The 26,840-nt window shown below is 51.1% G+C and carries 25 protein-coding genes and 2 tRNA genes; 16 read left to right on the forward strand and 11 right to left on the reverse strand.

The features are described 5' to 3' along the window. The 4 genes from ACXJJY_RS01880 to ACXJJY_RS01895 all read left to right on the forward strand — a co-directional run bounded on the left by ACXJJY_RS01880 (position 1) and on the right by ACXJJY_RS01895 (position 3,111). Positions 1-879 carry a ParB/RepB/Spo0J family partition protein gene (locus ACXJJY_RS01880; RefSeq protein WP_456385009.1) on the forward strand — a complete coding sequence of 293 codons (879 nt, stop codon included), beginning with the start codon at positions 1-3 and terminating at the stop codon, positions 877-879. 285 nt (positions 880-1,164) lie between these two features. After that, positions 1,165-1,476, forward strand: coding sequence for an MTH1187 family thiamine-binding protein (locus tag ACXJJY_RS01885; protein WP_456385010.1), 312 nt, complete (start codon positions 1,165-1,167; stop codon positions 1,474-1,476). A gap of 150 nt (positions 1,477-1,626) precedes the next feature. Beyond that, the gene (locus ACXJJY_RS01890) at positions 1,627-2,535 is read left to right on the forward strand and encodes a 4Fe-4S binding protein (protein ID WP_456385011.1); all 909 of its coding nucleotides are present in this window, start codon (positions 1,627-1,629) and stop codon (positions 2,533-2,535) included. A gap of 120 nt (positions 2,536-2,655) precedes the next feature. Continuing rightward, the gene (locus ACXJJY_RS01895; protein ID WP_456385012.1) at positions 2,656-3,111 is read left to right on the forward strand and encodes an SH3 domain-containing protein; all 456 of its coding nucleotides are present in this window, start codon (positions 2,656-2,658) and stop codon (positions 3,109-3,111) included. Between the two features lie 95 nt (positions 3,112-3,206). Here the strand turns inward: ACXJJY_RS01895 and ACXJJY_RS01900 are convergent. Further along, positions 3,207-3,299: transfer RNA gene (locus ACXJJY_RS01900), tRNA-Ser, on the reverse strand. Between the two features lie 20 nt (positions 3,300-3,319). Beyond that, positions 3,320-3,405, reverse strand: a tRNA-Ser gene (locus ACXJJY_RS01905). 64 nt (positions 3,406-3,469) lie between these two features. On the opposite strand from ACXJJY_RS01905, the gene ACXJJY_RS01910 reads away from it, so the two are divergent. The 3 genes from ACXJJY_RS01910 to ACXJJY_RS01920 are packed head-to-tail and all read left to right on the forward strand — an operon-like array spanning position 3,470 to position 6,276. Continuing rightward, on the forward strand, positions 3,470-5,041 hold the full coding sequence (locus tag ACXJJY_RS01910) for a sigma 54-interacting transcriptional regulator (RefSeq protein ID WP_456385013.1): 1,572 nt from the start codon (positions 3,470-3,472) through the stop codon (positions 5,039-5,041). Further along, a complete protein-coding gene (locus ACXJJY_RS01915) occupies positions 5,041-5,592 on the forward strand; it encodes an epoxyqueuosine reductase QueH (protein WP_456385014.1) in 552 nt (183 codons plus the stop codon). The genes ACXJJY_RS01910 and ACXJJY_RS01915 overlap by 1 nt, the downstream gene beginning before the upstream one ends. Positions 5,593-5,613: 21 nt before the next feature. Then, positions 5,614-6,276, forward strand: a complete 663-nt coding sequence (locus ACXJJY_RS01920; protein ID WP_456385015.1) for an XTP/dITP diphosphatase — start codon at positions 5,614-5,616, stop codon at positions 6,274-6,276. Between the two features lie 56 nt (positions 6,277-6,332). On the opposite strand, the gene ACXJJY_RS01925 is transcribed toward ACXJJY_RS01920, so the two are convergent. The 4 genes from ACXJJY_RS01925 to dnaN all read right to left on the reverse strand — a co-directional run bounded on the left by ACXJJY_RS01925 (position 6,333) and on the right by dnaN (position 13,824). Further along, positions 6,333-7,364, reverse strand: a complete 1,032-nt coding sequence (locus ACXJJY_RS01925; RefSeq protein ID WP_456385016.1) for an NAD(P)H-dependent glycerol-3-phosphate dehydrogenase — start codon at positions 7,362-7,364, stop codon at positions 6,333-6,335. Then, positions 7,345-9,834 (reverse strand): DNA gyrase subunit A, encoded by a 2,490-nt coding sequence (gene gyrA / locus ACXJJY_RS01930; protein WP_456385017.1) that lies wholly within the window; start codon positions 9,832-9,834, stop codon positions 7,345-7,347. The genes ACXJJY_RS01925 and gyrA overlap by 20 nt, the downstream gene beginning before the upstream one ends. Positions 9,835-10,069: 235 nt before the next feature. Next, a complete protein-coding gene (gene gyrB, locus ACXJJY_RS01935; RefSeq protein ID WP_456385018.1) occupies positions 10,070-12,481 on the reverse strand; it encodes a DNA topoisomerase (ATP-hydrolyzing) subunit B in 2,412 nt (803 codons plus the stop codon). A 209-nt stretch (positions 12,482-12,690) separates the two neighbouring features. Further along, complete coding sequence (gene dnaN, locus ACXJJY_RS01940) at positions 12,691-13,824, reverse strand: DNA polymerase III subunit beta (protein ID WP_456385019.1); 1,134 nt, start codon at positions 13,822-13,824, stop codon at positions 12,691-12,693. Between the two features lie 281 nt (positions 13,825-14,105). On the opposite strand from dnaN, the gene ACXJJY_RS01945 reads away from it, so the two are divergent. Then, positions 14,106-15,236, forward strand: a complete 1,131-nt coding sequence (locus ACXJJY_RS01945; protein ID WP_456385020.1) for a serine hydrolase domain-containing protein — start codon at positions 14,106-14,108, stop codon at positions 15,234-15,236. 117 nt (positions 15,237-15,353) lie between these two features. On the opposite strand, the gene ACXJJY_RS01950 is transcribed toward ACXJJY_RS01945, so the two are convergent. The 4 genes from ACXJJY_RS01950 to ACXJJY_RS01965 are packed head-to-tail and all read right to left on the reverse strand — an operon-like array spanning position 15,354 to position 16,549. Continuing rightward, on the reverse strand, positions 15,354-15,545 hold the full coding sequence (locus tag ACXJJY_RS01950; protein WP_456385118.1) for a hypothetical protein: 192 nt from the start codon (positions 15,543-15,545) through the stop codon (positions 15,354-15,356). 15 nt (positions 15,546-15,560) lie between these two features. After that, positions 15,561-15,908: a hypothetical protein gene (locus ACXJJY_RS01955; RefSeq protein WP_456385021.1), complete on the reverse strand. Its 348-nt coding sequence runs from the start codon at positions 15,906-15,908 to the stop codon at positions 15,561-15,563. A 10-nt stretch (positions 15,909-15,918) separates the two neighbouring features. Beyond that, entirely contained in the window at positions 15,919-16,251 is a 333-nt protein-coding gene (locus ACXJJY_RS01960; protein WP_456385022.1) for a hypothetical protein, read from the reverse strand. A gap of 40 nt (positions 16,252-16,291) precedes the next feature. Then, the gene (locus ACXJJY_RS01965) at positions 16,292-16,549 is read right to left on the reverse strand and encodes a sulfurtransferase TusA family protein (protein WP_456385023.1); all 258 of its coding nucleotides are present in this window, start codon (positions 16,547-16,549) and stop codon (positions 16,292-16,294) included. Positions 16,550-17,001: 452 nt separating this feature from the next. Here ACXJJY_RS01965 and ACXJJY_RS01970 point away from each other — a divergent pair, with 452 nt between their 5' ends. The 8 genes from ACXJJY_RS01970 (at position 17,002) to cmk (ending at position 25,238) form a co-directional block, all read left to right on the forward strand. Continuing rightward, entirely contained in the window at positions 17,002-18,225 is a 1,224-nt protein-coding gene (locus ACXJJY_RS01970; protein ID WP_456385024.1) for a YeeE/YedE thiosulfate transporter family protein, read from the forward strand. A 134-nt stretch (positions 18,226-18,359) separates the two neighbouring features. Beyond that, positions 18,360-18,956 carry a 5-formyltetrahydrofolate cyclo-ligase gene (locus ACXJJY_RS01975; RefSeq protein ID WP_456385025.1) on the forward strand — a complete coding sequence of 199 codons (597 nt, stop codon included), beginning with the start codon at positions 18,360-18,362 and terminating at the stop codon, positions 18,954-18,956. Beyond that, the gene (locus ACXJJY_RS01980; protein WP_456385026.1) at positions 18,944-20,020 is read left to right on the forward strand and encodes a histone deacetylase family protein; all 1,077 of its coding nucleotides are present in this window, start codon (positions 18,944-18,946) and stop codon (positions 20,018-20,020) included. Before ACXJJY_RS01975 ends, ACXJJY_RS01980 begins: the two co-directional genes overlap by 13 nt. A 256-nt stretch (positions 20,021-20,276) precedes the next feature. Further along, on the forward strand, positions 20,277-21,332 hold the full coding sequence (locus ACXJJY_RS01985) for an HD-GYP domain-containing protein (RefSeq protein ID WP_456385027.1): 1,056 nt from the start codon (positions 20,277-20,279) through the stop codon (positions 21,330-21,332). Between the two features lie 76 nt (positions 21,333-21,408). Next, the gene (gene gatC, locus ACXJJY_RS01990) at positions 21,409-21,696 is read left to right on the forward strand and encodes an Asp-tRNA(Asn)/Glu-tRNA(Gln) amidotransferase subunit GatC (RefSeq protein ID WP_456385028.1); all 288 of its coding nucleotides are present in this window, start codon (positions 21,409-21,411) and stop codon (positions 21,694-21,696) included. 94 nt (positions 21,697-21,790) lie between these two features. Then, on the forward strand, positions 21,791-23,248 hold the full coding sequence (gene gatA, locus ACXJJY_RS01995) for an Asp-tRNA(Asn)/Glu-tRNA(Gln) amidotransferase subunit GatA (protein ID WP_456385029.1): 1,458 nt from the start codon (positions 21,791-21,793) through the stop codon (positions 23,246-23,248). Between the two features lie 150 nt (positions 23,249-23,398). Then, the gene (gene hisC / locus ACXJJY_RS02000; protein ID WP_456385030.1) at positions 23,399-24,517 is read left to right on the forward strand and encodes a histidinol-phosphate transaminase; all 1,119 of its coding nucleotides are present in this window, start codon (positions 23,399-23,401) and stop codon (positions 24,515-24,517) included. After that, on the forward strand, positions 24,504-25,238 hold the full coding sequence (cmk, locus tag ACXJJY_RS02005; RefSeq protein ID WP_456385031.1) for a (d)CMP kinase: 735 nt from the start codon (positions 24,504-24,506) through the stop codon (positions 25,236-25,238). The genes hisC and cmk overlap by 14 nt, the downstream gene beginning before the upstream one ends. Positions 25,239-25,375: 137 nt before the next feature. Here the strand turns inward: cmk and ACXJJY_RS02010 are convergent, their stop codons facing one another. Continuing rightward, positions 25,376-26,818 (reverse strand): NADH-quinone oxidoreductase subunit N, encoded by a 1,443-nt coding sequence (locus ACXJJY_RS02010; RefSeq protein WP_456385032.1) that lies wholly within the window; start codon positions 26,816-26,818, stop codon positions 25,376-25,378. Positions 26,819-26,840: the final 22 nt, after the last annotated feature.

Genomic DNA, 26,840 nt, shown 5'->3' on the forward strand with positions numbered 1-26,840 from the left:
ATGAGCAACAAGAGCAGACTTGGCAGGGGAGTTGGGGCTCTGTTGTCCAACGACCCTCTCCAGGATGAGACAGATAAGTTTTTTTTGTGTGATATTGATAAGATAGAGCCAAACCCAAACCAACCTCGCAAGTATTTTGACAAAGAAAAACTGGAGAGCCTGGCCGAGTCCATCCGGGAAAGGGGAGTGATTCAACCCCTGCTGGTCAGCCAGGGCAAAGGCAACAGGTACACCCTGATCGCCGGCGAACGACGGCTGCGGGCAGCGCGAATGGCCGGGGTGGAAGAGGTTCCGGTGGTCGTAACGGAGTCAGGAACAGATAACGAAAGCCTGGAACTGGCCCTGATAGAAAACATCCAGCGCCATGACCTCAACCCGATCGAAGAGGCTACGGCTTATAACCGCTTGATCGACGAATTCAACCTGACCCAGGATGAGGTGGCAAAAAAGGTGGGACGCAAGAGATCCACCATCAGCAATGTCCTGCGGCTGCTCAACCTTCCGGAAACGATCCAGTTGGATGTGGCCCGGGGCGTACTGTCGGAAGGGCATGCCAGGGTTCTGCTGCGGATCAAGGATGACCCGGAAAAACTGCAGGAAGTCAGAAACCGTATTGTTACCGAGAAACTCTCGGTACGTGAATCCGAGAAGATATGCAAACGACAAAAGATCAAAAAGACACAAAGGCCATCTCCTGCAAAAACAGGTCGGTCCGCTGATGAGCTGCCGCAAACCTATTGCAAGGCCCTGGCGACCCAGTTGACCAACCGCCTCAATACCAAGGTCCGGATCATCCAGAACGGGACCAGGGGCAAACTGGAAATCGAGTATTATTCAAGCGATGACCTGGACAGACTGGTGAGCATGCTGACCGGCTGATAAAAAGGGCAGGGGATAAGATAAAATGGATAGTCCCCGTCCAGACCATGATCAGTCCTGAGCCGGGAGAGGGTGAAGCAAAACCAGTGACAGATCGATATACGGGCAAGGGAACAGTGTGAGAGTCCAAGGTGAAGCGACAGCGGACAATGAATAGCTCGAGCGCATTGGTCGTGCCAGCTGCAACGTTGAAGATCGGACTTTTTACGCCATCCGACCGGGGAGCGGTATTGGCCAACAGATTGAATCCTCCGGGTATCAACTTTAAGACGATGAGGTGATGTTATGGCCCTCATGCAGATAACCATTATCCCCCTTGGCACAGGAACCCCGAGTGTCGGCGATTATGTAGCCGATGTGGTTCGCTTACTGGAGGACAGGGAGATACCCTGCGTGCTGAATGATATGGGGACGGTTATTGAAGGAGAGGTGGATGAACTTGTGGCCCTGGCCCGGGACCTCCATGAGCTGCCGTTTATCAATGGTGTGGAAAGGGTGGTGACCCAGATCGTCCTTGATGACAGGCGAGACAAGAAACAGGGACTCGGCGAAAAACCACAGGCTGTGCGCAGGAGACTGGAAAAAGGATCAAAATGAATAAAAAACCCCAACTCCGCAAAACTCCATTTGTATTGATCACTGTTTTTCTTTTCATATGGTTGATAGGAGTCAGCCTCGGCGAACCAACAAGGGTCCTGGAACAGGCATGGTCTATCTGCCTGGCATGTATCGGTATAGGGTAGACCTATGGAAAAGATTCGCATATGGGTACAGATGCTCTGGACCATGCTGGTAAATGGTTTCCTGGGATTCCCAAGTACTGGAAATATTTATCAGGGACCACTCAAGGTTATCTGTTCTCCAGGGCTCAACTGTTATTCCTGTCCTGCAGCCACAACATACTGTCCCATCGGCAGTATTCAACAGCTCCTGCTGGGAGTGCGGTTTTCATTACAGACCGGACAGTACTATGTGGGAACCTTTGTGATCGGCTCCATCGGTCTTCTGGGAGCGGTTTTTGGCCGATTTATATGCGGTTGGGCATGTCCGTTCGGAATGATACAGGAACTGCTGCATAAAATACCCTCACCGAAATACAGTATTCCTCCCCTGCTCAACTGGGCAAAATATCTCTTTCTCGTTTTCTTTGTCGTCATTTTTCCCCTTATCCTGGTCGATCAGTTTGGTCTTGGACAACCGTGGTTTTGTAAATACGTCTGCCCGGCCGGGTCGCTGGAGGCGGGGATTCCCATGATCATCCTGCAGCCAGACCTGCGTTCGACATTGGGGTGGCTCTACGTCAACAAGATGTCCATTCTTGCCGGCTTTATCTTCTGGTCTGTAATATCTTCGCGTCCGTTTTGCCGGACCACCTGTCCCCTGGGTGCCTTTTATGGCCTGTTTAACCGCTTCCGGCTGATTAAGTTGCAATTAGACCCGGATGCATGTACAAAATGCGGTGCCTGTCATACTGTGTGTCCGGTTGAAATCCGGTTCAACGAGACCCCGGACAGTCCTGAGTGTATCAGCTGTATGAAATGCCTGACCGGGGCGTGCAGTTTCAATGCGATTTATCTGGAAGTGGCCGGCTTTCCGGTGACCGGTAAAACTATCCGGCAAAAGGCATCCACCCACTCCTCAGCCCGGGAAAACTGAAAGAGAGTTTGCCTGGGCATTAGAGACATCAGATAAAAAACAGGTCGAAAACCTCCGGTTAAAAGAGGCTCTCAGAAATTTCTTCGGGCCGGAAAATATCCTCTGACACTTTTTATACCCATGCGACAACTGATCTGTATCATACTCTTTCTTCTTGTGTTTTCAGGAACCTCATCGGCCATTGCCGAGATGGTTTCCATCAGCGGCGACAATGTGAACATGCGGTCCGGACCGGGTACCAGGTACCGGGTTCTCTGGATCCTTGGGGAAGGTTTTCCCCTGAAAGTACTTAAGCGGTCCGGTAACTGGCTCCGGGTCAAAGACTTTGAGGGCACCATTGGCTGGGTGAATAAAAAACTGGTCAATCGAACCCCGCACATGATTGTCAAAGTCCATAAGAATTCAAAAAAAAGGATCAATGTCCGCAGCGGACCGGGTACCAAGTATCGAATTGTTGCAAAAGCTTACTACGGAGTGGTATTTAAAACACTGGAGCGCAAAAACGGCTGGGTAAAGGTCGAACATCCCGGGGGGGTGACAGGGTGGATAAAGCGCACCCTGTTGTGGGGATTCTAACGCTCCGTAGAAAAGGGCGCTGTATCGTCTATGCAGGAGTTTTAAAGCGAACAAAAAAACCCGCTCATCGAGGACGAAGAGCGGGTTGGGAATCGTGGCGGAGAGAGAGGGATTCGAACCCTCGGTGGAGTATAACCCCCACACTCGCTTAGCAGGCGAGCACCATCGGCCAACTCGGTCATCTCTCCGAAAGACAGCTGTACTTATTTGGCGGAGGGAGTAGGATTCGAACCCACGGTACTTTCGTACAACGGTTTTCAAGACCGCCGCCTTAAACCACTCGGCCATCCCTCCGGATAGGGTGCTAAATACCATTTCACAGGGAGACTGTCAATATTCTCCTCGTGTTTGAAGGTTTATGAATACGAATAAACAAATACCGGTTACAGAGCAGGAAAATGAGCTCAAAAACCTGAGCTGTCTCTACGAAATTACCAAACATCTCGCCTCGGCTTCCAACCTTCAGGACTGCCTGGAGAAGGTGGTGGCCACCTTGGCGGCGGAAAAAGATATGGACAATGGTACGGTGACCATTGTCAATCCGACCACCGGAGAACTGGAGATTGAGGTGGCCCATAATATCACCGCCGAAGCTCGTCGCCGCGGACGTTACAAGCTGGGGGAGGGAATAACCGGCAAGGTTGTGGCCACCGGCGAACCGATCCTCGTCCCGCAGATAGGTGATGAACCTCTCTTTCTCAACCGGACCAGGACCAGGGGAGATGAACGTAAGAAAAAGGCTTCTTTTCTCTGTGTTCCCATCAAGGTCAACGGCCAGTCCATAGGCGCCCTGTCAATCGATCGGGAATATCCGGACGGGTTTGGCAGCCAGTCGGAAAATGACCTGCGTTTTCTGACCGTGGTTTCCGGACTCATTGCCCAGACCGTTCAGCGGGTACAGAAGGTCAACGAGGAAAAAGAGGCCCTGCGTCAGGAAAATTCAAAACTGAGACGAGAGCTTTCGGCCCGAAACCGAATTGAAGAAATCATTGGCAATTCCTCTCGTATGCAGGAGGTTTTTGACATGGTGCACCGGGTCGCTGATTCCGGAGCCACCGTGCTGTTGCGGGGCGAATCCGGTACAGGCAAGACCCTGGTTGCAAAGGCACTGCATTATAACTCGAGACGCCGCAACGGACCCTTTGTGGTGGTCAACTGTTCAGCCCTGCCGGAAACATTGCTGGAAAGTGAACTCTTCGGGCACGAAAAAGGGGCATTTACCGGAGCAAATTCGCGCAAGAAAGGACGATTTGAGGTGGCCAAGGGGGGAACACTGTTTCTGGATGAAATCGGTGAAATAAGCCCGGCTGTACAGGTAAAGTTACTGGGGGTGATCCAGGAGCGCACCTTTCAGCGTCTCGGGGGCAGCGAGATCCTCAAGGCGAACATCCGGCTGGTAGCTGCTACCAACCGGGATCTGGAGAAAGCGGTTCAGGAAGGTCATTTCCGCGAAGATCTCTACTACCGTCTCAACGTCTTTCCGGTCTATCTTCCACCTTTAAGGGAACGACGCACTGATATCCTGTTACTGGCCGAGTATTTTCTCGACAAATATGCCAAGGAAAACAACAAGGTTATTCGCCGGATTTCCACCTCGGCCATCGACCTGCTCATTCAGTACCACTGGCCTGGAAATGTCCGGGAACTGCAGAACTGCATGGAACGGGCCGTTCTCATCTGCGACGGCGAGACCATCAAGTCCATCCACCTTCCTCCCACTCTCCAGAGTGCCGAGACGGTCAGCTCGGACAAACCTCTTTCCCTGGCCACGGCTGTGGAAAATTTTGAACGTGAGCTCATTATCGACGCCCTTAAAAAATGCAGGGGCAACCAGACCCGGGCAGCAAAATATCTGGACACCAGCCTGCGCATCATCAACTACAAGATCCACAATTACAGGATCGATCCCAAACAATTCAAGACCAGATAATGGATATCCTGCTTCATGTATGCTGCGGTCCCTGTACGATCTATCCGCTTTCAAGGCTCAGGGAAGAGGGACATGTTGTCAAAGGTTATTTTTTTAACCCGAATATTCATCCCTACCGGGAGTTCAAGCGACGAATCGCGTCCCTGGTAGAGCTGGCCGATAAAACAGGATTTACGGTCGAAATCGACCGTAATTACGGCCTCATCCATTATCTGCGCCAGGTGGTTTTCCATGAACAGCAGCGATGTCAGATATGTTACGACATGCGCCTGGAGCCGACGGTGAAAAAAACGGTGGAGCAGGGTGCTGACGCATTTACCACAACCCTGTTGTATTCCCGATATCAAAACCATGATCTTTTGAAAAAGAAATGCGAAGCCCTGGCTGAAAAATACGGAGTACTTTTTTATTATGAAGATTTCCGGGAAGGATGGCAGGCAGGCATTGACGGCTCCATAGATATGGGGTTATACCGACAGCCATACTGCGGATGTATCTACAGTGAGCAGGAACGGTATGACAAAAAATTGCGCAAAAAGAAACGAAGATAACCACGCAGGAGTTACAGCAAGATGGTCAATATCATTGTCCTGGCAACCAGCAACCAGAATAAAGTCAGGGAATTTAAGGAATTGCTCAAGGATTTTCCGGTGGAGATAAAATGTCTCAAGGATTACGGGTCGTTGCCAGGGGTGGTGGAAGATGGAGTAACCTTTGACGACAATGCATACAAGAAATCATCCCATTACGCCAGGGTACTCGGACTGCCCTGTCTTGCCGATGATTCCGGTCTTGTGGTAGATGCCCTGAACGGAAAACCAGGTGTTTATTCCGCCCGCTGGGCCGGGGAAGATGCCACGGACCGGGATAACTGCGAAAAGCTGCTCAAGGAAATGGAAGGAAAAAAAGACCGCAGTGCCAGGTTCATGTGTGTGCTGTCCCTGGCCACACCGGGCGGTCCGGCCTTGACCTGGGAAGCAAGCTGCGAGGGGGAGATTACCACGGCGCGGCGAGGTGAATCGGGTTTTGGTTATGATCCGGTATTTTTCTATCCGCCATTGGGCAAGACCTTTGCCGAAATTCCCATGGAGGAGAAAAACAAGGTCAGTCACCGGGGCAAGGCCATGGCCGAATTTGTTGCCGAGTTTGACAAGGTTCTGGTCTGGCTGAAGCAGCGTCTCATGGAACAAAAGCCCCCAAAACCGGATCACTCGGAATGGGAAAAAGAAGAGTAGGTAGAAAAGAAATATCAGGATGGGTATGTGGCGACGGTATTCTCTGTCGCCCACCTTCACCCTATTTCCATTTCTTCCTTGAGACTACGTTTAAAGAGCTCTTCCACCGCCAATTTACAGTCTCTGCCCTCATACAGAACCTGGTAGGTCTGTTCCAGGATAGGCATTTCCACGCCTGTTTTTTTTGCCAGATTAAAGCAGGATTTTGTGGTTTTCACACCTTCAGCCACCATGGTCATTTCGGCCAGTGCCTGGTCCAAACTCTTTCCCTGGCCAAGTTTCAAACCAACTGTCCGGTTGCGGCTCAAACTGCCCGTACAAGTCAAAACCAGGTCGCCAAGCCCTCCAAGCCCGGAAAAAGTGAGAGGGTGGGCGCCCAATTTGACTCCAAGACGGGTTATCTCAGCCAGGCCACGGGTTATAAGCGCAGCTCTTGTGTTCAGGCCATAACCCAGTCCATCGGCGATACCGGCGGCAATGGCGATGACATTTTTCATGGACGCGGAAATTTCCAGCCCGATCACATCGATGCTGGAATAAACACGGAAAAATGTAGTGGAAAGCAGGTGCTGTACAGCACGAGCTGCATACTGCTCTTTAAAGGCCACTGTAACCGCTGTGGGTTGCCCAGCCGCCACCTCTTCGGCAAAACTCGGTCCTGAAAGAACTCCTAAATAGAGTTTTTTTTCCTTTCCAATCTTTTGCAGTTCATCGGCCATGACTTGAGTCATGGTATGGTGTGTATCTATTTCAATACCTTTAACCGCCGAAACAAGGCAGGTGTCCTCAACGAGCAGGGGAGCCAGCAGGGAGAAAACCTCCCTGTAACCATGTGAAGGCACGACCATGAGCACACATTGACACCGGCTGACCACACTGATATCATCTGTAGGCTGTACGTTTTCCGGTAACCTCGCGCCTGGCAGGTATTTTTTGTTTTCCCGGTCACGGAGAAGTGCTTCAGCATGCTCGGAGCGATGCGACCAGAGATATACCTCTTCACCCTTGTCTCCAAGCAGCTTGGCCAGGGCAGTACCCCAGCTTCCAGCCCCGATTACAGCGGTTTTTTCAATCTTCTTTATCCCCATCTGTCCCGTCCGCTTCATCCACTTCTTCTTCCCGGGCCAGCATGGACATGGCAACAACCTTTTCACCATTATCCAGGTTGATCAGGCGCACACCCTGGGTATTTCGCCCGATAATGCGGATAGTGTCCACCGGGATACGGATAACCTTGCCTGAATTGGCAATCATCATAACCTGGTCTGTATCTTCAACCTGAAGCGCGCCAACGACCATTCCGTTCCTCTCACTGGTCTTGATGGCAAAGACACCCTTGCCCCCTCGGTTCTGGAGCTTGTATTCAGAAACTGCCGTGCGTTTTCCATATCCGTTTTCCGTCACGGTGAGGATGGACTCGTCACCCTGCAGCACCACCATGCCAACCACTTCGTCTCCTTCACCAAGGGTGATACCTTTGACACCGGCTGCTGTCCGGCCCATGGTCCGTACGTCAGATTCATGGAAGCGGATAGACATACCGTTTCTGGTGACCAGGAATATCTCATCTTCACCGGAAGTAATTGCAGCAGACAGGATTTCGTCATCTTCACGGATTGTCAGCGCTATCTTTCCTTTTCTGAGCGGACGCTTGAATTCGGCCAGGCTGGTTTTCTTGATCCTTCCCTTTCTGGTGACCATGAAGACTGTCTGGGATTCATCGGCTTCTGCCAGATTGGATACCGGCAGAATTGCCATGACTTTTTCTCCTTCAGCCAGTTCCAGCAGATTGACAATGGCTTTCCCCCGGGCTGTACGTCCTGCCAGAGGAAGCTCATATACCTTGCGCCAGAACACCTTGCCGTAATTTGTAAAAAAGAGAAAGGTATCAAGTGTGGAGGCAATATAGAGTCTGGTGACAAAATCCTCTTCCAGTGTTGTCATTCCCTTGACACCTTTACCGCCACGCCTCTGGGCCCGGTACAGGGTAATTGGATTACGCTTTATATATCCGGCATGGGATACGGTAACCACCATTTCCTCAGGTGTAATCAGGTCTTCGGGGAGGATCTCATCCGGCGCGTCTATTATCTCTGTCCTCCGCTCATCGCCATATTCTTCCCGAATTTTTTCAAATTCTTCCCGGATTATCTGTATCACCAGGTTATCGTCGGCTAATACCTTTCTATACCATGCGATTCGCTCAAGAATCTCTTCGTAATCTTTAATTATCTTGTCACGTTCCAGGCCGGTGAGCCGTTGCAGACGCATATCAAGAATAACCTGGGCCTGCAGCTCGGACAGTTCAAAACGGCGAATCAGTTCGCCCTTTGCCTCGGCCGGGCTTGCCGATGATTTGATAAGCTGGACCACCTCGTCGAGATTGGATATGGCTATCTTAAGTCCTTCCAGAAGATGGGCTTTTTCTTCAGCCTTGCGCAGCTCATAGGCTGTACGACGGTAAACCACTGTTTTGCGGTGCGCTATAAAATGCTCGAGCATCTGCTTGAGATTGAGAATCTCCGGCCTGTTATTGACAATACAGAGCAGGATGATACCAAAACTCTTTTGCAGTGGTGTCATCTTGTAGAGCTGATTAATGACTATTTCCGGTATTTCATCCTTTTTCAGCTCCAGTACGATCCGCATCCCGTGGCGGTCGGATTCATCCCGAACCTCGGAAATGGAGGTGATTCTCTTTTCCTTGATCAGCAGGGCAATCTTTTCTACCAGCGATGCTTTGTTCTGCTGGTAAGGAATTTCAGTTATTACTATGGATTCATGGCCATTTTTACGCTGTTCGACGTGGGTGCGAGAACGCATGATCACCACACCGCGTCCGGTCTCGTAGGCCTCCCGGATCCCGGCCCGGCCGCAGATAAAACCACCGGTGGGAAAGTCCGGACCAGTGATGATGTCCATCAACCGGTGAACCGTGATATTGGGATCTTCAATCAGGGCAATGAGGCCATCAATAACCTCTGTCAGGTTATGGGGTGGAATCTTTGTGGCCATCCCCACCGCAATACCTTCAGCACCGTTGACGAGTATATTGGGTATTCTGGAAGGTAAAACAGACGGCTCCAGAAGGGAGTTGTCATAGTTGGGTATAAAGTCAACGGTTTCCTTGTCCAGATCGGCAACTATCTCCTGGTCGAGCTTGGTCATGCGTGCTTCGGTATATCGCATGGCCGCCGGTGCATCCCCGTCCATGGAACCGAAGTTACCCTGACCATCCACCAGGGGATAGCGCAGGGAAAAATCCTGGGCCATACGGACCAGGGTGTCATAGACCGCTGTATCTCCATGGGGATGATACTTACCTATGACATCACCGACAATCCGGGCTGATTTGACAAAGGGCCGGTTATGGGTGACTCCCAGCTCACGCATGGCAAAAAGAGTGCGCCTGTGCACCGGTTTGAGGCCATCACGCACATCAGGCAGGGCCCGACCTACAATGACCGACATGGCATAATCCAGGTAGGATTTGCGCAGTTCTTTTTCAATGGAAATGGTAGGATTCTTTTGTTGATTTTGTTCTATTTCAGTCGTCATATCAGTACGCTAATTACACATATAAAAGAAGGATTTTCTTATTACCATCAAAACTCAGAAGATGGCTTTGCCCGGAAGATAACATCACCATTCCCACGGACAAGTGGTTTTTCCAAGGCGTAGCTATGTTTCCTTTTTAGCACCGGTGTCGAGTTTCGGTGGTCATCAATAATATGTTCATCTGCCGCTTCTGAACGGCAATCCTGGACAAAATCCACCGACCCACCAAGTCATATCAGATATCAAGTTCCGATACCTCCAGGGCGTGATTCTGGATAAATTCGCGCCTTGGTTCCACCTTATCACCCATGAGGGTAGTGAACATGTCGTCGGCCATTTCTGCGTCATCGATGGTGACCTGAACCAGGGAACGGTTTTCCGGGTTCATGGTTGTCTCCCAGAGCTGTTCGGGGTTCATTTCACCCAGACCCTTATAGCGCTGCAGATGACTGCCCTTGAAAGTCTCCTCCCGTACCATTCTTATCAGATCATGCCAGTTGTCGGCCTGGATCTCCTTTTCAGTTCCGGAAGCCGTGGTACGGATAATGGTAAAACTTCCTCTCAGGTAGTCACGGATCCGGGGATAAATTTCCAGTCCATGCCTGTATTCGGCAATCAGGGGAATATTTGGACCCAGAGTGGTCATGGCATGGGAACGACCGCGAAAGGCCACATCCACCTCATAACAGCTCGGCCGCCAGCGGCAGGAGCGAATATTTCCTATCACCGGATTGAGCACTTTCAGTTTGTCTACCAGATCTGCGATAAACTGCCGTTCGACGAACTGATCTGCGGAATGGACGTTGTTTTCCAGAAGAAAAATGGTCATCTCTTCCTGGATATTGAGCCTTTCCAGGTACGCGGACAGTCGCTCAAACAAAGAGAGCTGGCGCAGCATGGCCACCATTTTCCCGCCCTCGATCTCTTCGTTGTTCTGGCTCCGAATACGGATGAACTGACTTGCCTGGTCATAGAGATAATCATTGAGGGAATCATCATCGAGAAAGTAGAGTTCTTTCTTGCCCCGGCCCAGCCGGTAAAGGGGAGGCTGACCAATATACACATGGCCTTTTTCGATAAGAGGCAACATTTGCCGGTAAAAGAAAGTTAAAAGGAGGGTCCGGATATGGGCCCCGTCCACGTCGGCATCGGTCATGATGATGATCTTATGATAGCGCAGTTTTTCTATGTCAAATTCATCCCGGCCGATTCCGGTTCCAAGAGCGGCGATAAGATGTTTGATCTCTTCACTGCCCAGTATCTTGTCAAAGCGGGCTTTTTCCACGTTCATTATCTTGCCGCGCAGAGGAAGAATAGCCTGGATGGACCGGTCACGACCCTGTTTGGCCGAGCCGCCTGCCGAATCTCCCTCGACTATAAATATTTCCCTTTTGGCCGGGTCCTTGGACTGGCATTCGGCCAGCTTGCCGGCCATCATCACTGACAATCCGCCTTTTTTGCGTGAAAGTTCCTTGGCCCTCCGGGCCGCCTCCCGTGCCCGGGCTGCATCCACAGCCTTGGAAAGAATTTTCTTGGCATCGCCTGGATGCTGTTCCAGGTACGCGCCCAGTTTTTCATTACAGATAGATTCGACAATGGATTTTACTTCCGAATTACCAAGTTTGGTCTTGGTCTGGCCTTCGAACTGGGGATTGGGCACCCGGACCGAAACCACACAGGTCAATCCCTCACGCACGTCATCGCCACCCATTTTGGCCCGCAGATTTTTGGGCACCATGTCGTCACTGGCATAGCGGTTGATGCATTTGGTCAGGGCAGCCCGGAATCCGGCCACATGGGTACCACCTTCCCTGGTGTTGATGTTGTTGACAAAGGAGAAAAGGCGTTCTGAGTAACCGTCGAAATACTGGAAACATATCTCAACCTGGACTTGATCTTTTTCACCGGATATAAAGATTGGTTCCGGATGAACAGGGGTCCGTTTGCGGTTGAGATGCTCCACGTAGGAGACGATCCCACCTTCGAAATGAAACTTGTCCTCGGCACCGGATCGTTCATCCTTGAGATAGATGCGGACCCCACGATTCAAAAAGGCCAGCTCCCGGAGCCGGTTACGGACAATTTCGTATTTGAAAACCGTGGTTTCGGTAAATATCTCCGGATCAGGCTTGAAAACGATCATGGTACCGGTCTTCTCGGATTCACCCACCACTTCCAGATCACTGGTACGTACACCCTTTTCATATGTCTGACGGTAAACTTTGCCGTTGCGGCGGACCCTGGCCATGGCATATTCACTAAGGGCATTGACCACCGACACACCCACTCCGTGCAGACCGCCTGATACCTTGTAGGTGGAGTGATCAAACTTGCCGCCCGCATGGAGAGTGGTCATGACCAGTTCCAGGGCTGACATTTTTTCCGTTGGATGCATATCCACCGGGATACCCCGGCCGTTATCTTCCACCGAAACGGAGTTATCTTCGTGGATAACGACCCGGATTCGGTTGCAGTAACCTGCCAGGGCCTCGTCAATGGAGTTGTCCACCACCTCGTAGATGAGATGATGCAGTCCTTCCTCCGCAGTATTGCCTATATACATGGAAGGCCGTTTCCGAACCGCCTCAAGACCGTCAAGAACCTTGATCTGTTCCGCCCCGTAGGACGACTTCTGTTGCTCGCTCATAAAATCCTTTATGTAATTCCTAACCTACAGAATTATTCTGAAATCTCCTTTTGAAGGAGTTCCCTTTAAAAAATATAAGTCAATCGGATATTATCCGAAAAACAAACAGTTATACTCTCCCATCCATCTTTTCGCCAACACAGTATCCCGTCAGAGGCACTACCTGTGCTGTGTAGGATCATCCGTCCCTGTTCAAGGGCACTGGCAGGTTACAGCTTCATTGGCATGATGATGGATAAAAACCCTTCATCATCGGGTGACGTTATCAGGCAGGGACTTTCATCGGAGCTGATGGCTGCTTGAACTACATCGCCCTCCATGACCTGCAGGGTATCGATGAAGTAACGGCAGTTGAAACCGAGAAAGAGAGGTTCTCCGGCATAGTCAACTTCAAATTCATCCTTGGCCGAGCCGAAATCCGCATTCTGTGAGGTGACCACCAGGTGGTTATTCTGTATTTCCATCTTGATGGCATGAAACATGTCTTCGGTAAAGAGATTTATTCTCTTTAATGAATCAAGAAATCGTACCCTGTTTATATTAATAATGTTATCTCTGCTTATCACATTGAGAATACTACGGTAATCTGGAAAATCTCCTTCCATGAGACGGACAATAAGCAAGGATTCATCACTTTTGAGTACAGCCTGTTTTTCCTCGATTCCTATCTTGAAGGCCGAATTTTCTTCACAGAATTTACGTATTTCCTGCACACCTTTACGAGGAATAAGAGTGACAGGATTGAGAGTCAGACCCTCAAATGCATTTCCATCCACCTCTTTGGTCATGATGGTGAGGCGATGTCCATCAGAAGAAATCATTTTCAGATATTTTTTCCCGTCGATCTCTTCTTTTTCCAGAAGTCCGGCCGTGAGGCTGTACATATTTTCCTTGTCATGGGCTATGGAAAATATGGTTTTATCAATCAAATCACCGAGAATATCTCCTTCCATATCCACCAGTAGGTCTTCATTGAATCCAGGAAAATCAGGAAATTCATCAGAAACCATACCGGCCAGTTTATAATGGGCAGGACCGGCGCTGATCTCAACCCAGTTATTCTCTTTTTCGATAAAACTGAGGGTGTCAGAGGCAGATTCTCTGGTTATTTCAAAAAGTTTTTTAGCCGGCAGGGTCAGTTCTCCTTCCTCGAAAACTTCGGCAGGGACAGTCTGTTTAAGACCTATTTCCAGATCTGTACCAGTAAAGATTATGCGATTTTTCTCTACTTTAATCAGAACATTGGACAAGATAGCCAGTGTACCTTTCTTGCTCGTTATGTTCTGCTGGGCGCCAATGGCTCTGAGGAGATCAGTCCTGGAGATGTTAAAATGAAACGCCATAATAAATTCCTTTATTATATTCTAAAATTTGTTGTTTTTATTAGCGGTGTTAATTTGTGGATATTTATTATAATATACTGGAATTATTGTAAGTTTATATTAACAGCATCGTTTGGATAATTTATTGGCATTTTGTGTATAAACGACTTTTCCTTTCTTTGTACATGTTTTCAACACAGGTTTGAACAGACTGTGCACACTATTTTAAACATGTTTTTTGAAAGTGAGAATATTATAGCAGAAAAAAGCCTTTTTTACAACACTTAAACATTTTTAAAAAAATGGAAAATCGACCAGATAGAAAGATTTCTGACCTGTTGAAAGACCTGCTTGACAGCGGTGTTGCCAAGGGAGTGTTTCCTGGCGCGGCAGGAGGAATCTACAGAAAATTAACTAATGGAAATATAAAGGTATTTTCTTTTTCAGGTTCCACAGGATATGGAGAAAGGGAGCAAGAGGTGAATCAGAACACAGTTTTTGATCTGGCCTCGCTAACCAAACCACTGGTTACTACCCTGAGTTTACTTACACTCATCGGTGAACAGAGGACCACTTGGGATACTTCGCTAGGCGACCATTTGGGGGCTGGAATAGGGTCTGATAAAAAAAACATACCCTTGAGGTATCTGGTATCCCATTGTTCAGGAATGTCTCCCTACAGACCATTTTTTAAAAGTTTCAGACCATATTGCAGCCGGGAGGGGCGAAAAAAACTATTGAGCCTCGTTGCCAGTGAACCGCTCCTTCATACACCGGGAGAATATTTTTGCTATTCGGATCTTGGCTTCATACTCCTTGGCGAAGTGGTTGAACAGTGCAGTTCCAGTTCCCTTGATAATTTCTTTCGCAAAAGACTGAGCAGATCCTTGGGTCTGGAAAGAGATCTGTTTTTTCGTCCTCAGCCATTCCGACAGCAAGTGAAAGACAGAGAGCGTTTTGCAGCCACGGAAAAATGTCTCTGGCGGGGCAGGGTGGTGCGGGGAGAAGTCCATGATGAGCATTGTTATCTCATGGGGGGGGTCGCGGGACATGCCGGTCTCTTTGGAACCGTCAGGGGGGTGCTGGGGCTATGTATGGCGATCCTGAACCACTGGCGCGGCCGGGCCATGTTGCCCTTTGATCCTGAACTGTTACAGGGGGCCTTAAAAAGGACAGGGAAGAAGACAACCTGGTGTCTTGGTTTTGATACTCCGACCCCGGGAAGATCTTCAGGTGGCAGATTACTTTCTCCTGACAGTGTGGGGCACCTGGGTTTTACAGGGACCTCCTTCTGGATAGATCCGGAAAAGGAGACAATTATAGTTCTGCTCACCAACAGGGTGCATCCTTCGAGGAAAAACCAAAAGATAAAGGAGTTCAGACCCTGGTTTCACGACCGGATCATCACTGCTCTGCAGGAGTTTGGGCACTGATTATGAGGTCAGGACTACTGCCGGGCCTTTTATTTATAATAGAAGAATGAAGGGTAAAAAAAAACCCCTGCCATAAGGACAGAGGTTTTTATATAAACAACATCTGCTTCCGTCAGATTACCACCAGCAAACGGTTTTGTCTGCGTCAAAAATTTTCTGTACCAGGATATCGTAATTGGGATTGTCAATATAGAGTTTGAACTCATCGGCATCCCGGTCGCGGTTGAGGATCTCAACCAGCTTTTTGACATCGTCGTTGGGCTCGGAACGATATACCTGCAGTATCTTCATTTTTGCTTCATCACTCATGACTGGTCTCCTTTCCTATTCAGCACAGGATGGCGGCGGTTCGTTGGTCTGCTTGGGCAGGCCGTAGGGAATGATCACATCGGCTTCCCGCATTCTCTCTCCAAGCTCTTCAAGGCTTACTTCCTTGAATTCAACACCCTCGGGCAGGTTTTCTGGAGCAGGGGCACCGCAGGTCAGGACTTCTCCTTCCATGTCATAGATCCAGGCTATGTTATCAGCCATATACTCTGACATGTTTGGGAACTCACCATTCATGACGACCGGATAGGCATAATGATTTTCAACCGCAAGACCAAGACCGGAACGGATGCCGTCGTTATAGGTCCGGTTGGCTATCAGGATGTATACTTTCAATGATTCCATTGTTCTCTCCTTACATTACGATGTACTTGCCGCATTCTTCAAGAATGGCGCCATGGAAGGCCTGTGTGCGCATCTGCTTGTCAGTGAGACCCCGGGGAATATCTTTGACCGTGTCATAACCCTCACAGGTGTAACTGTCGGCGCAGATTGCCATATCCTCTACATCAATGAGTTCGGAAAGTTCAACGAATTCAGGGCTCTTGGTGAGGTGGATGGATTTGAAGGTAAAAAATATCTTAACGCTCTTTCCGGCACGTTTCGCAGCCTTTGTCAGGCCGAGAATATGGCGCATGTTTTGCGGAGAGGTAACAAATATACCGAGTTTATTCGGGTCAGCAGCCATTGGCTTTTTCCTCCTTGGGTGAAGTTAACAGCGTAAGGAATCAGCCTTTTTTGATAAAAAAGCTGATATATCCTGATTCTTCTTTCTCTCCAAGGTACTCGTGACCTGCACGCTCACACCAGCCTGGAATATCGTTCCTGGAACCAGGATCAGTGCCATCGACCTGCAGAATTTCACCAGACTTGAGCTTGCCGATTTCTTTTTTTGTGCGAAGCAGGGGCATGGGACAGCTAAGTCCTTTGGCGTCAAGTACAGATGTTACCTCCAGTCCCTCAGGAGCTACTTTGAAATCACTCATTTGATCCTCCTACCTAAGAAATAATGATGAAAGGGATGAAAACAGGAATGTTTTCATTGAATTACCGTATTTTTTTCTCTGGATGGACTATAGAGACAATACGGTATTGCTTTGTATACAGAAAACCACTTTGTCTGTCAAGTTATAATTGAACCGTGATTCAAAATTGTAATTGATGTTAACGTGTCAATTTCTTTAAACAAAATTAGATAAAAATTTGCGGATTTGTGGCCTTTATAGTCAACTGCCTTGACAAATATACCGGGCAACGGTAAAGAATTATTCCAGGAAGAGAGTATCGAGAGGATCTCATGTCGGAAAAACGATGAGCTGAAAGGGATTTCAGGTTCCCTGATCTCTTCGGTCTTCATCGGAAATTCAAGGAACAGAGAGGAGGGGAGTTTATGAGTGGAGAGAATTTATTTGGTAGTAAAATCAAACAGTTATATAATGTGCTATGCAAAGATGAATGGAATCCCACAGTCACAGGGATCATAGTCGCCTTTCTGAGTGTCATGATCATGGCATGGTGGAGACCGTGGGGAGCTGTTGGCGCCATCCGTAACTGGGGAGATTGGCTGCTCTACATTGTGGGATGGTATTCAGACACCGACATGCAGGAAATTGTCGGTTTCATAAACGATGAAGGAACAAGAATTCTGACAAAATCCGTGTGGTACAATTCAGGATCAGTTATTGGTCTTGGATTTGTGGGCGGTGCTTTCCTCTCGGCTTGTCTGGGTGGTCAATTTGCCCTTCGTTTTCCGCCAGTACGTGAACTTGTAAAAGCTGTCATTGCCGGTATCCTGATGGGTATAGGTTCCGCACTTGCCGGCGGCTGTAATGTTGGAGGCATGTACAACGCCATAGGTAATTTGTCCGCCAGCGGTTTTGCCATGTTTGTTGGTCTTGTTTTTGGTGTAGTCCTTGGACTTTGGCTTTTATACAAGGAGATGGAGTACATAACCTGGGGTTCAGGTGGAGCCAAAACCATTGAATTTCCCATGGCTGTACAGTTTATTCTCGGTCTTATCGCTCTGGCGGTTCTGGTTTGGGGTGCATACAACTACACCAATTTCGACGGAGACGACTACACCGATTACATCAACTCCCTTTCCGGTATTCTTATCATATCCGCCGGCCTTGGTTATGCCATGCAGCGCGGACGCTGGTGCATGGTTCAGGGGTTCAGGGAGCCGCACATGACCGGAGACTGTACCCTCGCTAAATCAGTTGCCTTGTCAATTTGCATTGTCGCTGTGGGCGCTGTCGTTCTCAAGTATGGGGTGGCCACGCGTTTTGATGGTGATCCGGTACTCGATCCCATGAACTATGTTCGCGGCACTTTTGGCTGGGGCGGCGTTGTCGGTGGCTTTATTTTCGGTCTCGGAGCCATGTTTGCCGGAGGCTGCGGTTCAGGAACTCTTTGGCGTGTTGGTGAAGGTCAGATCAAGTTGTGGCTGGTTGTTCCTTTTTTCGGTATATCAAACTCCATCATGACAGCCTGGTTCAGGGATATGGACTTTGAGGCAGATGGTGTGCTTGGAAAGTATGTCTACCTCCCTGACGTCATGGGATACGGGCCAACCCTGCTTCTGATCGGACTCTTGATGGCCCTGTGGTATGTGATTGTTACCTGGAACGAAGACAGCAATAAATTGATCGTTCCCATGTGATCCGCATACAGATAAACAATAACGAAAACGAAAGAATCGCGGTGCCCGGTTTTTCAGGGTACCGCGATTTTTTTTCTCCTATGGGTTAAAAAAAGTTACAATTGGGAGATAAGGAAAAAAAAGGAGCAATATCCGTGAACCATACGGGCCTTGATCGAAAGAATCTGCGCAGGCGGATTCTCGAAAAACGCAGTTCTCTGAGTCCGGTGGAACAGGAAGAGAAAAGCCGCCGTATCGAGAAAAATCTCATCAGTTTGCGGGTAACAGATGAAGCAGAAAGCATCTTTGCCTATGTCAATTTCCGGGATGAGGTTCGTACTATCGGATTTATAAACCGTTGCCTGGACGAGGGCAGGTTGGTATCGGTACCACTCACTATCGTTCATCCACCTGGATTGCTTGCAGTCCGGATAACTGATCCGGAAAAGGATCTCCGGGCCGGTTACTGCGGAATTCCAGAGCCTTTACCGGAACTGGCAGCACGCCGGAAGGTTGACCCGGCTACCATTGACCTGGTTCTGGTTCCTGGTTCTGTTTTCGACTGCCGGGGTGGGAGGCTTGGTTATGGAGGTGGTTTCTATGACCGGTTTCTCTGCAACCATGCCCCTGCCGCGAAACGTATTGGTTTAGCCTATGAATTGCAGCTGGTGGACGAAGTTCCGGTGGAATCCCATGATCAACAGATGGACATGGTGATTACCGAAAAGCGGATTCTTACATGCAGGAGATAGATTTCATGCGCAAAACAGCTATTTATAGAGATGATCTCTTTCTGGAACACGAACCGGGAATAAGCCATCCGGAATCACCAGATCGTCTGCGGGTCATCTATGAACAACTGGATGGGGGCGAGATAGGCTCGCGTTTCTTCTTTCCAGAGTTTACACCGGCGTCGGCCGCTGATATTACCCGCAACCATGACCGGGAGCTTTATGACAGGGTGCTTCAGACTTCCGGGCGCAGCCACGATTTTCTGGACGCCGACACCCAGACCTCGGCCCGCTCTTATGACGCGGCAATGTTGGCTGCCGGGGCGGTGATCGATGGTATCAGGCGGCTGCACGCCGGTGAGATGGATAACGGGTTCTGCCTGGTACGTCCGCCGGGCCATCATGCGGAAAAGGACCGTTCCATGGGCTTTTGCCTGTTCAACAACGTGGCGGTTGGTGCCCGCTGGGCATTGGCCAACCTGGGCCTGAAGCGGATATTTATTATCGACTGGGATCTGCATCACGGCAACGGTACTCAGCACAGCTTTTATGAAACAGACAATGTCCTGTACTGCTCTACCCACCAGTTTCCTTATTATCCCGGAACAGGGACAGTGATGGAGACCGGGCGGGGGAAGGGCGAGGGCTTTACTGTCAACGTTCCCCTGTCCGGAGGGCAGGGAGACATGGAGTATGCCCGTATATTCAACGAGCTGATAGTACCGGTGGGGCAACAGTTCGAGCCTGAGCTCATTCTTGTCTCCTGCGGATTTGATATCTATAACGGCGACCCCCTGGGAGCCATGGAAGTGACTCCGGCCGGTTTTGCCTACCTGACCAGGGTTATGGTCAGCCTTGCTGAAAAAATCTGCAATGGCCGGCTGCTGATTACCCTGGAGGGAGGTTACAATCTGCGTGGGATGCGGGACGGTGCCCTGGCTGTCCTTGAGGAACTTTGCGGTGAGCAACTCGGAGTAAAGCCATGGCTCGATTCGGCCACGGCCGGAAATATGTCGAGTTCGACGGTCCAGTTATCTGCTCTTGATCAGGCCATGAATGTAACCAGGTCATACTGGAAAATATAAGAGGGGAGCCGTTCGGAGTTTTTTTGTTTTGCACCGGGACAAATTTATGCGACACTGCACCTGACGGGTATTGAAAGTGACTCTGCGCAGCTGCAAGTTCAGCACATCTGGATTCAGATGAAAAAAGACGTCTTTTCAGGCAGTGATGACATTGCAGAAAGCTCGAACCAATACGTTGCAGGGCAGGGAATTCCACACACTCCTGGAAATGTACCGGTATTCCGGTTCTGATGACCATATGACGTGACCGATAAAAATGGGTTCAAAAATTCTCATAGCTGATGACGATGATCTTGTCCGTATGGCGGTGGAGAAGATCCTCACCATGTTCAGGCATGAAGTGGTTGCCGTTTCATCCGGGCGCGAGGTTCTTGAAAAGGTCAACGATGATTTCGATGTGATCCTGCTCGACATCAATATGCCGGATATGGACGGCTTTGAAACTCTCGAGGGACTGAACAATAAAAAACTGGATATACCGGTCCTTTTCCTGACCGGGGCCGGTTCCATGGATTATGCGGTCAAGGCGATCAACCTGGGAGCTTATGATTTCATGACCAAACCCATCGAAGACCTGGAACTGTTCCACGTCAAGATCCGCCGGGCCATCGAAAAGCGCAACTATGTCCGCCAGGAAAAGATTTACCGTCAGAATCTGGAAAAAGAGGTCCGTGACAAGACCAGGGAACTGGCCGAAAAGAATATTCTTCTTGAAAAGTACAGCCATCACCTGGAAAACGCCACCGTCCAGATAATGTCCAGTCTCCAGGCTGCAATGGAAGAAAAGGACGAATATACCGCCGGTCATACCCGCCGGGTCACCGAATACGCGATGATGCTGGCCGAAAAGATACAGCTCCCCGAAGAGGAGCATGTGATTCTGCGGCGGGCCTCCCAGTTCCATGATATAGGCAAGCTGGTCATCGACCTTTCCTGTATCCAGAAGCCGGGACGCCTTACGGCCGAGGAATGGGAGCTTATCCGCAAACACCCGGAAGTGGGGGCCAGTATCATCGAACCGCTTACTTTCATGGAGCGGGAACGCCAAACAATCAGACACCACCACGAGCGTCTCGACGGCAAGGGTTATCCCGATGGCATAGGTGGAAAAGATCTTGATACCCTCACCCGGATCATCACCATTGCCGACAGTTACGATGCAATGACCTCTCGCCGAAATTACCGTCGCAACCTTACCAGGGTGGAAGCTGTGGCCGAACTTCGAAACTGTGCTGGAACCCAGTTTGATCCGGAACTGGTCGAAGAGTTTGCCGAGGTTGTCCTTTCTGCCCAGTCGCTGTATAAACAGTAATCCAGACAAGGTGGTATACGACCATCAGTTACCGGGTGCTGTGGCACCTGAAACCCGAGATGTGCTGTTCGATGCCATGAATATTACAAAAAAGGAAGTTAAAAAAGTGGCCCGGCTTGCACGGCTGGAGCTGTCCGATGCGGAGATGGATCGCGTGACCCGACAGCTTGACTCCATCCTTGGCTACGTGGCCAAGCTCGATGAGCTGGATACCGGGAGCGTGGTTCCCACCACCCATACCCAGCAGTTGGTCAATGCCTTTCGCGACGATAAGATAAAGCCCTCTCTGCCCCGGGAAAAGGCCCTGGCCAATGCGCCCAGAGACAATGGCGAATGTTTTGTCGTGCCCAAGGTTATCACCTGAATCCAGGACAAAATCCGACCAACCATGAAAAATATCTGGAACCCCCGCTACCCGGTGATTTTCAGATAAACGAAACGTTCAATCCGGATAGATTATGGAACTACATACGCTGACTCTGTTCCAGGCCAGAAAACTGCTGGAACAGGGGGATATAACAGCCCTGCAGCTCACGGAAGCTCTGCTTGAGCGGATCGATGCGGTGGAAGACCGGGTCAAGGCCTATCTGTATCTGGACCGGGACGGGGCACTGTCCCGGGCCGCTGAGGCGGACAGGGAACGCAGGGAGGGCAGGGCAGGCGTCCTATGCGGTCTGCCCCTTTCCATCAAGGATGTGCTCTGTACTAAAGGGTTGCCCACCACCTGCGGCTCCAGGATGCTGGAAAATTTCATTCCACCATATGACGCCACTGTCATAAGGCGCTTGAAAGAGGAAGGGGCTGTGCTGCTTGGCAAGGTGGCCATGGATGAGTTTGCCATGGGCTCAACCAGTGAAAACTGCGCCTTCAAAACACCTGAAAATCCGTGGAAACCAGGATACATTGCAGGTGGATCAAGTGGTGGATCTGCCGCTTCGGTATCTGCAGGAGAATGCCTGGCCTCCCTTGGTTCGGATACGGGCGGTTCAATCCGCCAGCCGGCCTCTCTCTGTTCTGTGGTCGGGATGAAGCCCACCTATGGCCGGGTGTCCCGTTTCGGGCTGGTGGCCTTTGCCTCCTCCCTGGACCAGGTGGGTCCCCTGACCCGGGATGTGGCCGACTGCGCTTTGCTGATGAACGTTATCAGTGGATATGATCCCGGGGATTCCACCTCGGTCAAGCGTCCGGTACCCGACTACACAGCCAGTCTCAAAGAGGGACTCGGGGGAATCCGTATCGGTGTACCGGTTGAGTATTTTGGCGAAGGGCTGGACTCTGAGGTGGAAAAGACGGTCCGGGCCGGTATCGATATGCTCCGGGAGGCCGGGGCTGAAATCGTCGAGGTGTCGCTGCCCCATACCCAGTACTGCGTTGCTGTCTATTACCTGATAGCCCCGGCCGAAGCCAGCTCCAACCTGGCCCGCTTTGACGGGGTCCGGTACGGCTACCGCAACATGGAGGCTGATTCCCTTGTCGACATGTACAGCCGCAGCCGTTCCGAAGGGTTTGGAGATGAAGTCAAGCGGCGCATTCTGATCGGAACCTATGCCCTCTCTGCTGGCTATTATGATGCCTATTACAAGAAGGCATCTCAGGTCAGGACACTGATCATGGAGGATTATCAGAAAGTCTTTTCCAGCTGCGATCTGTTGGTATCACCGGTTACTCCGACACCGGCCTGGAAGATTGGCTATAAGAGCGACGATCCCCTGGCCCACTACCTCTCGGATATTTTGACCATCTCCGCTAACCTGGCAGGAATTCCAGGTGTTTCAGTCCCGGCCGGGTTTTCCGGTGACGGACTGCCAATCGGCATCCAGATGCAGGCGGCCCATTTCAACGAGGAAGTGCTGCTTCGGGCAGCCTGGAACCTGGAACAGAGGGCCGGTGTCAGAGAGAAGAAACCTGAGCTGTAGAAAAAATTTGACCATAGCTGGTGTCTGTCCAAAATGATGAAAGTGGCTGCAACCATGAATACCTGAATGGTGAAGCAGACGCGGAAGAGTTGCCTGTCTCGATATTCGAATGCCGGACAACAGCTGGATTCAGGGGTGAAATGATTTTGTATGAAACTCCACATTGCGGAAAATATTAAGGCCATAGTTCCCTATCCACCTGGAAAGCCCCTGGATGAGCTGGAGCGGGAATATGGGATAACCGATTCCATCAAGCTTGCCTCCAATGAAAATCCATGGGGTCCTTCACCTCTGGCCGTGGAGGCGATTCAGGGTTGTCTCACCGGTCTGCATCGCTATCCCGACGGTTCCAGTTATTACCTGACCAGGGCCGTGGCCGACCGGGTGGGTTGCGCCCCGGAAGAGATCGTTCTTGGTAACGGCTCCAACGAGGTGATTGAATTCCTTGTCAAGGCCTTTGTCGAGGCCGGGGACGAGGTAATCACCAGTCATCCATCCTTCCTCATGTACCAGAAGTTTGTCCAGGTCCGGGGCGGGGCAAACAGGATCATACCCCTGCGGGACATGACCCATGATCTGGAGGCCATAAAGCGGGCGGTTTCAGAGCGTACCCGGCTTATCTTTCTTGATAACCCGAATAATCCCTGCGGCACGCTGATTACCCGGAAACGTTTTGGAGATTTTCTCTGCACCCTGCCAGAGTCAGTGATAGTGGTGCTGGATGAGGCCTACGTGGATTTTGTCGATCCCGCCGAGCGGATAGACGTTTTGTCTTGTATACGGAAACCCGAATCTCTTCCGGCAGTGGTGGCCCTGCGGACCTTCAGCAAGGCCTTTGGGCTGGCTGGGCTGCGGGTCGGGTTTGGGATAATGCACCGGGACATTGCCGGCCTGCTCCACCGGGTCCGTCAGCCGTTCAATATCAATCTGCCGGCACAGGTGGGGGCTCTGGCCGCCCTCAAGGACAAGGACCATTACGAAAAAACCCTGAACCTGACCAGGGAGGGACGGCAGTGGCTCAGTGAGCAGGTGGAGGAACTCGGCTGTCGGGCTTACCCCTCGCACACCAATTTTTTTCTCATCGATGTGGGCGGTGATGCGACAGTTCTCTATGAATCCATGCTTCGTCAGGGAGTAATTGTTCGTTCCATGAAGGCCTACGGTTTTCCTGATTTTATCCGGATCACCGTGGGCACTGAAGCGGAAAACCAACGCTTTGTCGCTGCCCTGGCCTGTTCTCTCAAGGAGCTTGGCTATGTCGCAGGCTGAGCGGAAACTGGAGATCGTCACCATCGATGGACCTTCCGGGGTCGGTAAATCCACGGTCAGTCGTCTGCTGGCCTCCCGGCTGGGTTACACCTATCTTGACACCGGCGCCATGTATCGGGCCGTGGGCCTGGCCTGCGGGCGGGCCGGAGTGGATGTTCGGGACGAAGAAACAGTGGCCCGGTTACTCGATACCATGGTTATCAAGCTCCTTCCTCCGGACGAAGAGGACGGGGATGTGCGGGTTCTGCTCAACGGCGAAGAACTGGGACAGGAACTGCGCAGCCCGGAAACCGGGATGCTTGCCTCGAGGGTTTCGGCACTGCGGCCGGTACGGGACAGACTGACCCGTATGCAGCAGGAGATCGGCCGCCAGGGAAAAATTGTTGCCGAGGGACGGGATACCGGGACTGTGGTCTTTCCCGACGCAGCCTGGAAGTTTTTTCTCGATGCGAGCCCTGAAGAACGGGCCAGGCGGCGTATCGGTCAGCTTAAAGCCCGGGGAGTTGAGGTTGGCGAAAAGGAGATCCTTGAACAGATTATCCAGCGGGACCGCGACGACCGGCAACGACCCATAGCCCCTCTGAAACCGGCTCTGGACGCAGTGGTGATAAACTGCTCGACCATGGACGCCGGGATGGTGGTCGAAACCATGCTGGAACATATCCGCCGGTCAGTACCGGGGCAGGTCTTAGCTCCCCTTGGTCCGCCTTACCGCGGATAACGATCTCTGTTCTGTCCTTCCGGACCGTTTTCTGCTCCTCACTTTCTGTTGCAAAAAATGCGGCCAGCCCCTATGGCTGGCCGCTTCCCAAGAAGGAAAAGGAGAGGTGGACTCGCTGGCAAGACGCATCCACACCCCTATTGACCAAGCAGCGACATCGCTGCCCGGCCAATCACTGTGCCTGGGGCCAGGCCAAGACCTATAACCCCAAGCAATGCCAATCCTAGTACGGCTGAAATACCCGGAGAGTAGGTGAGTTTGATGGTTTCCTGCGGATCACTCATGTACATGTAACGCACCACCCGCAGGTAATAGTAGGCCGAGATGGTGCTGAAGATAACAGCACCCATGACTGTTCCGGTATAGCCAGCGTCCAGAGCCGTCTTGACGAGATAGAACTTGCCGATGAATCCTGCCAGGGGCGGAATACCGGTGAGAGAAAACATGAAGATGAGCATCAGCATGGCGGCAAGGGGATTGCTTTTGGCAAGGCCACGGTAATCGTCGAGCGATTCCCGCTGGTTATCCTTACCGGCAAGCAGGACCAGGATGGCAAAGGCGCCCATGTTCATGAAGCCGTAGATGAGGAGGTAATTCATGGTGGCGGACAGTCCCTCCGGGGTACCGGCCAGGACTCCGAGCAGGGCGTAACCGGCATGGGCAATGGCCGAATAGGCCAGCATCCGCTTGATCGAGGTCTGGGACAGGGCTGTGATGTTTCCCACCGCCATGGTCAGCAGGGCGAGAAAGGCGAGCAGAGTGCCCCACTGGTCATGCAGTTCCGGAAAACCATGAACCAGGACCCGGCCAAAAACTGCAAACCCGGCCGCCTTTGGTCCCACCGACATGAAGGCGGTCACCGCTGTCGGGGCCCCTTCGTACACATCCGGGGTCCAGAAATGGAACGGGGCCACCGCGGTCTTGAAACAGAAGCCGACGATCATAAGGCCAAGGGCGCCAAGAAGGACCGGGTTGGCGATCACGCCGGAATTGTTGATATAGTCGGCGATTCCAGAGATACTGGTGGTCCCGGTCAATCCGTAGAGCAGGGACATGCCGTAGAGCAGGATCGCCGAGGAAAATCCGCCCATGAGAAAATATTTCACCGCTGCCTCGCTGGCCCGCAGGTCTCCCTTGACCATACCTACCAGACAGTAGACCGACAGGGCCATCAGTTCCAGGCCCAGGTAGAGGACCATCAGGTCGCCGGCCGAGGCCATGATCATCATGCCCACGGCGGAAAAAACCATCAGGCTGTAGAACTCGCCCTGATGGAGACCCTTGACCCGGTTATGGTGTTCGCTCATCAGGGCGGTCATGATCAGCCCCATCAGGCAGATTACCTTGAAAAAGGCGCCATAGGAGTCGGTGAGAAACATCCCGCCAAAGCCGATGGTGTACCGTTCACCCAGTACCATACCCAGCACGGTCAGGCTGCCGAGAATGGTCAGCCAGGGCAAAAGCACCCGCTGTTTTCTGAAAAACAGATCCAGGAAGACCAGTCCGATTCCGATCCCCACCAGCAGCATTTCAGGCAGGACCGGTTCAAAAGCCGCCCAGGTGACAACTGTTTGTGTCATGATATGTTATTCCTCAGCCAGA

The sequence above is a fragment of the Desulfolithobacter sp. genome (assembly GCF_054025815.1).

Coding starts and splice junctions, on each gene's coding strand:
- ACXJJY_RS01880 (WP_456385009.1), top strand. CDS start 1: ATGAGCAACAAGAGCAGACTTGGCAGGGGAGTTGGGGCTCTGTTGTCC.
- ACXJJY_RS01885 (WP_456385010.1), top strand. CDS start 1,165: ATGGCCCTCATGCAGATAACCATTATCCCCCTTGGCACAGGAACCCCG.
- ACXJJY_RS01890 (WP_456385011.1), top strand. CDS start 1,627: ATGGAAAAGATTCGCATATGGGTACAGATGCTCTGGACCATGCTGGTA.
- ACXJJY_RS01895 (WP_456385012.1), top strand. CDS start 2,656: ATGCGACAACTGATCTGTATCATACTCTTTCTTCTTGTGTTTTCAGGA.
- ACXJJY_RS01910 (WP_456385013.1), top strand. CDS start 3,470: ATGAATACGAATAAACAAATACCGGTTACAGAGCAGGAAAATGAGCTC.
- ACXJJY_RS01915 (WP_456385014.1), top strand. CDS start 5,041: ATGGATATCCTGCTTCATGTATGCTGCGGTCCCTGTACGATCTATCCG.
- ACXJJY_RS01920 (WP_456385015.1), top strand. CDS start 5,614: ATGGTCAATATCATTGTCCTGGCAACCAGCAACCAGAATAAAGTCAGG.
- ACXJJY_RS01925 (WP_456385016.1), bottom strand. CDS start 7,364: ATGGGGATAAAGAAGATTGAAAAAACCGCTGTAATCGGGGCTGGAAGC.
- gyrA (WP_456385017.1), bottom strand. CDS start 9,834: ATGACGACTGAAATAGAACAAAATCAACAAAAGAATCCTACCATTTCC.
- gyrB (WP_456385018.1), bottom strand. CDS start 12,481: ATGAGCGAGCAACAGAAGTCGTCCTACGGGGCGGAACAGATCAAGGTT.
- dnaN (WP_456385019.1), bottom strand. CDS start 13,824: ATGGCGTTTCATTTTAACATCTCCAGGACTGATCTCCTCAGAGCCATT.
- ACXJJY_RS01945 (WP_456385020.1), top strand. CDS start 14,106: ATGGAAAATCGACCAGATAGAAAGATTTCTGACCTGTTGAAAGACCTG.
- ACXJJY_RS01950 (WP_456385118.1), bottom strand. CDS start 15,545: ATGAGTGATGAAGCAAAAATGAAGATACTGCAGGTATATCGTTCCGAG.
- ACXJJY_RS01955 (WP_456385021.1), bottom strand. CDS start 15,908: ATGGAATCATTGAAAGTATACATCCTGATAGCCAACCGGACCTATAAC.
- ACXJJY_RS01960 (WP_456385022.1), bottom strand. CDS start 16,251: ATGGCTGCTGACCCGAATAAACTCGGTATATTTGTTACCTCTCCGCAA.
- ACXJJY_RS01965 (WP_456385023.1), bottom strand. CDS start 16,549: ATGAGTGATTTCAAAGTAGCTCCTGAGGGACTGGAGGTAACATCTGTA.
- ACXJJY_RS01980 (WP_456385026.1), top strand. CDS start 18,944: ATGCAGGAGATAGATTTCATGCGCAAAACAGCTATTTATAGAGATGAT.
- ACXJJY_RS01985 (WP_456385027.1), top strand. CDS start 20,277: ATGGGTTCAAAAATTCTCATAGCTGATGACGATGATCTTGTCCGTATG.
- gatC (WP_456385028.1), top strand. CDS start 21,409: ATGAATATTACAAAAAAGGAAGTTAAAAAAGTGGCCCGGCTTGCACGG.
- gatA (WP_456385029.1), top strand. CDS start 21,791: ATGGAACTACATACGCTGACTCTGTTCCAGGCCAGAAAACTGCTGGAA.
- hisC (WP_456385030.1), top strand. CDS start 23,399: ATGAAACTCCACATTGCGGAAAATATTAAGGCCATAGTTCCCTATCCA.
- cmk (WP_456385031.1), top strand. CDS start 24,504: ATGTCGCAGGCTGAGCGGAAACTGGAGATCGTCACCATCGATGGACCT.
- ACXJJY_RS02010 (WP_456385032.1), bottom strand. CDS start 26,818: ATGACACAAACAGTTGTCACCTGGGCGGCTTTTGAACCGGTCCTGCCT.